7 protein-coding genes and 1 pseudogene are annotated in these 7,224 nt (G+C 33.6%); 2 read left to right on the top strand and 6 right to left on the bottom strand.

Annotated features, from left to right (window positions below; translation table 11 throughout):
- A pseudogene (locus AC1DRF_RS13105) lies at positions 1-1,071 on the top strand (MobQ family relaxase); the annotation flags it as partial.
- A 154-nt stretch (positions 1,072-1,225) separates the two neighbouring features.
- On the opposite strand, the gene AC1DRF_RS13100 reads toward AC1DRF_RS13105, so the two are convergent.
- The 6 genes from AC1DRF_RS13100 to AC1DRF_RS13075 all read right to left on the bottom strand — a co-directional run bounded on the left by AC1DRF_RS13100 (position 1,226) and on the right by AC1DRF_RS13075 (position 5,742).
- Positions 1,226-1,606: a hypothetical protein gene (locus AC1DRF_RS13100; RefSeq protein WP_477740890.1), complete on the bottom strand. Its 381-nt coding sequence runs from the start codon at positions 1,604-1,606 to the stop codon at positions 1,226-1,228.
- A 202-nt stretch (positions 1,607-1,808) separates the two neighbouring features.
- The gene (locus tag AC1DRF_RS13095; protein WP_477740889.1) at positions 1,809-2,354 is read right to left on the bottom strand and encodes a hypothetical protein; all 546 of its coding nucleotides are present in this window, start codon (positions 2,352-2,354) and stop codon (positions 1,809-1,811) included.
- A gap of 647 nt (positions 2,355-3,001) precedes the next feature.
- Positions 3,002-3,595 carry a DUF3967 domain-containing protein gene (locus AC1DRF_RS13090; protein ID WP_477740888.1) on the bottom strand — a complete coding sequence of 198 codons (594 nt, stop codon included), beginning with the start codon at positions 3,593-3,595 and terminating at the stop codon, positions 3,002-3,004.
- 518 nt (positions 3,596-4,113) lie between these two features.
- Positions 4,114-4,800, bottom strand: a complete 687-nt coding sequence (locus AC1DRF_RS13085; protein ID WP_477740887.1) for a Rep protein — start codon at positions 4,798-4,800, stop codon at positions 4,114-4,116.
- Positions 4,801-4,997: 197 nt separating this feature from the next.
- On the bottom strand, positions 4,998-5,309 hold the full coding sequence (locus tag AC1DRF_RS13080; protein WP_477740886.1) for a hypothetical protein: 312 nt from the start codon (positions 5,307-5,309) through the stop codon (positions 4,998-5,000).
- 121 nt (positions 5,310-5,430) lie between these two features.
- Positions 5,431-5,742, bottom strand: a complete 312-nt coding sequence (locus tag AC1DRF_RS13075; RefSeq protein WP_477740885.1) for a hypothetical protein — start codon at positions 5,740-5,742, stop codon at positions 5,431-5,433.
- Between the two features lie 376 nt (positions 5,743-6,118).
- On the opposite strand from AC1DRF_RS13075, the gene mobQ reads away from it, so the two are divergent.
- Positions 6,119-7,224, top strand: a 1,106-nt coding sequence (gene mobQ / locus AC1DRF_RS13070) for a MobQ family relaxase (RefSeq protein WP_477740884.1), incomplete at its 3' end; no start/stop codon positions are given.

The following is a 7,224-nucleotide window of genomic DNA, read 5'->3' as shown; positions in this document are numbered from 1 at the left end:
GAACTACGCAAAATGAGTGATCGTCATGATCCTATTGAACGACACTTTCATGTACAACAACAACAATTCCTAAACGTAAGCAATTATTATGATCGTGTGAGCGATTTAGAGCGTGAAATCGGGCAGAACGAAGAAAAAGTAGAGGAACTTAAGAAGTCCCTTAATCCGTTTAAACTCAAAGAGAATAACATAATGAAACGACGTCACTTTGATAAAATTTCTGATTTAGAAAGTAACAAAGAAAGCTATGAAAGTAGCATTCAACAACATAAAGAATCTCTTCGTTTTTCAACTAAAGAAGAGTTCTATCAACGTTACCAAGAATTCTCTCAAAAGAAAGAAAATCGACTCAACCAAATCACGTATGAGAAAAAACAAATTCAAGTCGAGACTAGGGTACTATTACAAGCTGAAGAAGCTATTAAACAAGCCAAGATCCGTGAGATAAGCTCTTATTATCCGGATCTCAAAACAGCTGGCAAGCATCTTACGTACAGCAATGCATTAAGACTGGAACAGTATCACAATACTGCTCAGCAAAATCAGTTTAGACTATCTAACATCAAACAAAGTCTAGATGCTAACCAAAAGAAGCTAGACGAGTTCAAAAAACATCAGAAAATGGTTCGTGTAGAGAAAGAACATGTCTCAACTATGAGTAAAGAAGTAGAAAAGCTCAGCAACGTGAAGAAAAAGCTTGATGAATTAGACAGAAGTCCAGGAGAAAAAGCCAAACGGCTTGTCTCAAAAAAAGCTCGTCAAGATTATGAAGAACTTCAAAGTGAAGCTAAATATGGACGCGAAAACTTAAAAGAACTGGGATACAAAAGACAACAAGATTTACAACAACAACAAAGCCGTATAAACACAATGGAAAAAACAGTTGTCCCATGGTTAGAAAAAGAAATAAAAACACATAAGAGCAACATAAACGCTTTAAATACGATTTTTAATGCTATCCAACAGGCTACTCGTAGTGAAGAAATTACTAAGCAAAGACAGCAAATAGGAAGTATGAGAAGGATAACTATTAATAGAGCAAAGAATAAAGGTCCAGATCTTAGCCGTTAAGGATAAAAAATTGCCTTAAGGCAATTAGAAACAACTTTAAGTTGTTTTATATCTTATATGGATGAATACGCTCCTTTAATTTACGTAATGGATTTTCTAGGAACTATAAAGCACCAAGAAACTTTAAAAGTTCTTGGTGCTTTATTAATAATATTTATACTTCTTTTAGAAATGGACTCTCAATTATTGTATATTTACGAGCAAATCTTTTATAAGAAATACTTGTAAAGTTCTTACCTTTTTCAAAAATAAGCGTATTATGACTTACATCTTTTTCAGTAAGTTTATATCCTTTTTTCTTCATCATATCAATATATGTATCTAAGTGCCCTTTTGGGACTAAATATAAGATATTATTATCTACATCTGACGTTTTAGCCATAGGCTTATCTTTAATTTCTAATTGATATATAGCTTTCATATTTGCTATTGGTCGATTATCACCAAATATATGTTGCCAATTAATAAATACAATAATTAATAAAATGATGATAACTATTAAGGATCCTGAAAAAATTTTAAAAGTTTTGTTCAATCATGCTCACTCCATACTTGAAATTCAATTTAGTACCATAGTTTATAATAGTAGCATACTATTTAAATTATTGTTATTTTTAGCATGATTATGCAATAAAAAAGACATAATTAATAAAGCAAGAACAACCTATATTCCCTTTTATATGGAATACAGGTTGTTCTTTTTTCACATACCATTTGTTTGCTATTTAATATTTCACTTAATGATTATATAATACAGTTCCTTGTTTCAGAGTTACTGTTCCTGAACCAAGATTAACTAATTTTATTTTATAAGATTTACCTTTTGGAAGAATTCCTGCGCTTTCGAAATTAACACTTCTCCAACCGCCACCTTTTACTGTGACACCTTTACCATAATACTTTCCGGCACTATCATACACTTCAACAGAAATGCTTTGTCCTGATGAATTTTCCATATCTATAGTATCTAAATTTTTAAAAGTACCTCCACCTTTTACCCAAATATAACTTGAAAATGAAGTTTTACCGAAGTCATAACCTGTGTAGTTACCATAAGGATAAGGATTACTTGAAGCCATGGTTGTCATAAGTTGTTTAGACTGGGTACTTTGCATACTAGGTTTAAGAGCATAATTAAAACTATCAAAAGTCACATCTTGGTTTACACTTACACTTGTACTTTCACTATTTGTATCAGCTAAAGCAGTATTACTTACAGCAAAAATTGCAGAAGCACTAAAAGCTGTGACAATTACCTTTTTAAATAAAGTTTTTTTAAACATATGTATATAATTCCTCCTATGTAAATATTTATATATTTAGAAACGACAGCTTAAAATTATAAAATAATATTTTAATATTGTCAAACAAAAAACTACCCAATATTTTAGATTGGGTAGTTTTTTCTGTGTATACGATATACAAAGCTAGTTAACATAATCACTCTTTTAGGAACACACGATAAAAAAGAACCCTTGTGGGAGTAAGGGTTCCCGGTGAGGATATTTTCTTGAGTATGCAGCTTTTTATACACCGTTGATATGACGATGATCTTCAGGTGTGTGGTTGAAGAAAGAATGTATAAAAAGCGCTCCTTTTATACATATGCTTTAACCTCTAAATAATTGATTTTTTATCTGAATATGTTATAGTGGCAGCCCAGCTGATTTTTCAGTTTGGATTTCATTTAACCCTATATTTGTAAATGTAACTAAAAGGCCACCTCTCTTACCACACACTCAAGAGGTGGCCTTTTAGTTTGTTTACCTTTTGACTGGACAAATTATAACCTAATACGATATTTTAAATGTGTACATGTATATATTTCACTTTTATCAACTATAAACACAGCTATGATCAACCACACATGTAAGAAAAGCCCTCAATTAATTTTGAGGGCTTTTCTTGTACTAGCATTTTGCTATCTTTCTCATTTCCAAAATTCCCACCACTTTTTTTCTTGAGAAGCTGCTATCATTTTTTTCGTATCTTGAACTTCACGAATCAGTGATAAAAGATTTTCATCTCTTTTATTTGAACTTGTTTCCACTGTTGTTTTTAATTCATCGTTTTGATCCTGTAAAATCTTATTTTGAGTTTTAATATCCTTAAGCTCTTTTTCCATTGAATTTAATCTTTCAGATATCTCATCAATATATTCTAATTTATCCATGAGAAGAGAAATTTGATTATTCTCTTCTTGTTCTTTAGATGTAGTTTCGGAAGAGATTATCTTGTTCTCGTCAAGAACAGCACCTGTTCTCTCTTCTTCTGGAAGCATTGATAATACTACATTTACGGCTGTTTCCATAGTCATGCCTTTGTCCTGTACTAGATCTTTCATTCTTTGTAGTAAGAGAAGATCTTTACTTCTAAATGCTCTAGAGTTATTAGATCCTCTGATGAATTTGTATTCTTTATTTTCTAAAGCAATACAATATTTTGTAAGAGAACTACGAGCTATTCCTAATGATTTTGCTACCTCTCCACCTAAATAAACTATTTCATTTATTTGTTCAGACATGTGTTCACCACCTATTCTTAATACAAATAACTATTTATTATATAGGCTATTGTAACAATGTTTTCGATTTAGAATAACATTCTCCTCTTTATTCTTTGATCAACATATGAAATCAGTATAAAGGTATCTATTAAACAATCACTGTCATACAGTACTTATAAGATTGTTCTTATCTAGAATAGCAGTTGTTCTCCTGCTTATTTAAAGATTATAAGCATTTTTAAAGGTGGCCGTCTTGAGACGGCTTTTTTAGCCTTTAGGCTTTTATTTTTCTAACGAAAAAAACATAAAAAGACCTTAGCAATTCTATGAGCGAATTGCTAATAAACAATAGTGATAATAGAGAGAAAGTTTAAAAAGAGGGTTAAAGCGTTGATATGACTGGGTTAGCTACACTTTTTAAGGTGTGCGGAATTCCTCTCATTACAGGACTAAAATGAGAGGAATTCCGCACACCTTAAATATTCCAATTAATAAAAAAAGATCGTATCAAATTTGATACGATCTAAAAAATCAGTTTAAAAAAATCTAGCAGGTAAAGTTACCTTTTTACCATTCTGATCTTTAAGATTTTTTAAAGAATGTTGAAACAATCTCATAGTTAATTTATCTAACTTAACTTCATTTTTTCGTGGAGCACAAATCATAATATAAGGATTTACAATCCATGTTCTAGGGCTTACAGTACGTCCATTTTCGGATACTTGACCTGCCCCTTCAGGATTAAGCAAAATCTCTTTTTGTTTCAAAGAATTCATAATTTCAGATGTTTGTCTACGAGATTTCCCAATCATTTCAGCGATTTCTGATACTGTTGCAGCCTTTGGAAGTTCAAAGTCATCTTCAACAACATTTTTTCGTTTCTTTTTAAATTTATCTTCTCTGGAAATGATTACGTTGCTTTTAAATTCTAAGTACGCTTGAATTCTAAAAAGAAAATCCCCTTCGGCTTGATTAAGATAACCAATTCTATTTAATAAATCTAAATTTCTATGCATAGTTTGATTAAACGGCTCCCCTGCAAACGGATCTTTACTGGTCCCAACAAAATGTTCCTCACCAGTAAGTTCTTTTAATTGATCTAATAAAGATTTTTTTAGTTCTTCTGCTTTTAACCTAGATTCTCCATCTTTCTCAAAATCTCTTTTTCTAGCATTTTGTTCTGCTTTATTTAAACTACTTCTCAAACTACTTTCTTTTTTCATTACAATTCCCCCAATTTTTAACTGGAAGAAATTAATCTGTTTGTGTTAAAATACAGTTATACACATTCAACAAAAAGAGTTAATCTTTCTTACAGGTTAATTCCTTCATAGTTTTTAAGAGAAGTCCTCGCAGTCGACCAAAACTTGAGGGCTTTTCTTATGCCTAATTTTCTACCAAATCTTTCATATTTGCAACCCTAATTCGACTCTATTCGCTTTTTTAACGCTGCAAGCAGCTTATCATCCACCCGTTTAGGCTTGTACCCCATCCGATCTATCAAAAGACCCTCTATGAGCTTCATACGGGCCGTATAAAGGCGATATTCACTTTCTCCGAACTCTATGACAGTTTTATCAATCTCAGCCTCCTCTGGCGCTTTCTGAACGCTTCTCATGAGATTATAACTTTTAGAACGCTCTTCTCTAACCAGGCGCAATAAAATTAACAAGTCATACGTATGAAAACGTTGAAGCTCCTGGAATGACAAAGCTGAATCTTGTAAACTCACATATTCTTTCAGTTGAGGACGTTTTATATGCAAAGGGGCTCCACAAACAGAACATGCTTCCTCCGTAGAATTATTTTCTGACTCACAATATAAACATTTCATCATAGGCTCCTACGGATCCTCACTCTTCAGAAACAGCTATTTCGGTTGCTGCTTTCTTTTTTTCTTTTACAACCACATCATGATGCAAAATCTTATCTTTRTTTTTKCCTACATAAGATTGCAATGCCTTCGCAATCTTTTCTGCTTCTTCTTCACTTWGAATCTCAAAGTATTTCTCGAAGATCGCGCCGACTTGAATCAGTCGTCTTGTTCTTTCTTTTCTCTCTTTTTCTTTTTTRCGCGCTTCAACTTGTTGTTTCTTCGCTTTCATCTTTTCAATTTTMTCTTCTARTTCCTGAAGAATTTCCTCATCTGTTCGCTTCTTCGGCACCCATCCTCATCTCCTTTTTCTGTTCTCTAATGTTTAAATTGATTATATCAAAAATTGAGATAAATTGGTATCCTTAGCATRGATTCTCTCACCAGGATATGGTATAATTCCCTTAGATTGAAGAGATAAGGGCGCACTTATACATCGTACCGATGTGTGCGGTTCCTTCGGAACGAAAAGACAAAAACAAAGACCCATTCGCCTAGATGGCGAATTTTATAAAAACTGTTTGCCTATCGGCAAAGATGAAACCACCATCTGACACCTTTGGTGTTCATGATGCTGATTTCATCTAAAACGTTGATTAGTGCACGATGTGCTCTCATCAACTCATTCCTAAAACAAAAACCCATTCACAAGAAAGGAGGAACGAATCATGGCTATTTACCATCTGTCGATGCAAATTATCAGCCGTTCAAAAGGACAATCAGCTGTCGCTGCAGCTGCTTATCGCAGTGGCGAAAAACTACATGATGAACGTACAGACGAGCAAAAGTTTTATGCTCGTCACGTGCAACCGGAAACCATGATTCTAACTCCTCCCAATGCGCCAGAATGGATGAAAGATCGGAACCGTTTATGGAATGAAGTTGAAAAAGTGGAGAAACGCAAAGATTCACAACTTGCACGTGAATTAAATATTGCGTTACCTATTGAACTAAATCATGATCAACAAAAAGAACTCATTCAGTCCTTTGCTCAAAATGAATTTGTTCAAAAAGGAATGGTAGCTGATATTGCCATTCATCACGATGATGTCAATAATCCTCATGCTCACATCATGTTAACGATGAGAAACCTAGATCAAGATGGATTCGGCAAAAAGAATCGTGACTGGAATGCTGATTTTGCGAATACAAAAGAAAATAACCTCGGGTACGTAAAAAATAGCAAAGGCTGTTTATCCATTCGTGAACAGTGGGCRAACTATGCRAATCAAGCGCTAGAACAAGCTCAAATCAATGAACGGATTACCCATCTTTCCCATGAAAAACGTGGACTCGAAACCTTACCAATGGTTCACTTAGGCCATGTCGCACATGACATGGAGAAGAAAGGGAAGAAAACCGATCGTGGCCAGATCAATAGAGGCCGCCAGGACTACAATAAGGCCGTGGTTGATTTACAAGCCTACCGTCACCAAAAAGAAGAACACTTAAAGAAAATGAAGGAAAAAGAGAAACAATTCAACTTTTCTACAGATATAGAGAAAACCTATATTCAAAAAGCTGCGTCTCTTATAGGTCAGAAGGTTATTACCTTAGAAGATATTACAGCACGCCACGAGGAACTACGCAAAATGAGTGATCGTCATGATCCTATTGAACGACACTTTCATGTACAACAACAACAATTCCTAAACGTAAGCAATTATTATGATCGTGTGAGCGATTTAGAGCGTGAAATCGGGCAGAACGAAGAAAAAGTAGAGGAACTTAAGAAGTCCCTTAATCCGTTTAAACTCAAAGAGAATAACATAAT

The sequence above is a fragment of the Priestia sp. P5_B4 genome, from assembly GCF_056400385.1.
This window is presented reverse-complemented; position numbering and strand designations above follow the sequence as displayed.

Excerpts from the sequence above, each read along its gene's own strand:
- AC1DRF_RS13090 (WP_477740888.1), bottom strand. The coding sequence starts at position 3,595 with ATGTCTGAACAAATAAATGAAATAGTTTATTTAGGTGGAGAGGTAGCA.
- AC1DRF_RS13095 (WP_477740889.1), bottom strand. The coding sequence starts at position 2,354 with ATGTTTAAAAAAACTTTATTTAAAAAGGTAATTGTCACAGCTTTTAGT.
- AC1DRF_RS13085 (WP_477740887.1), bottom strand. The coding sequence starts at position 4,800 with ATGAAAAAAGAAAGTAGTTTGAGAAGTAGTTTAAATAAAGCAGAACAA.